The organism is Limnovirga soli, from assembly GCF_013106755.1.
Lineage (GTDB): Bacteria > Bacteroidota > Bacteroidia > Chitinophagales > Chitinophagaceae > Limnovirga > Limnovirga soli.
The window spans coordinates 1-205 of record NZ_WHPF01000073.1 but is presented as its reverse complement, the minus strand read 5'-3'; the positions used below and the strand labels follow the sequence as shown (position 1 = coordinate 205).

Below are 205 nucleotides of genomic sequence, written 5' to 3'. Positions count from 1 at the left end.
TATCACAAGCAACTGCAGTTTCTTCGCTGGTAGTGCTGTAATTAACCGTTAAATGTAAGGTAGCCACATTGGTACAACCTGATTCGTTGATTGATTCATAAGTATAATCACCAGATTCAGTGTAAGTAGTGCCATGCCATTCGTAACTATCACAAGCAACTGCAGTTTCTTCGCTTGAAGTGCTGTAATTAACCGTTAAATGCAA

The 205-nt window shown here is 39.0% G+C and carries 1 protein-coding gene; it reads right to left on the bottom strand.

Features of this window, described 5'->3' with window-relative positions; genetic code table 11:
- Positions 1-205, bottom strand: a 205-nt coding sequence (locus GD597_RS21815) for a hypothetical protein (protein WP_171610024.1), incomplete at both ends; no start/stop codon positions are given.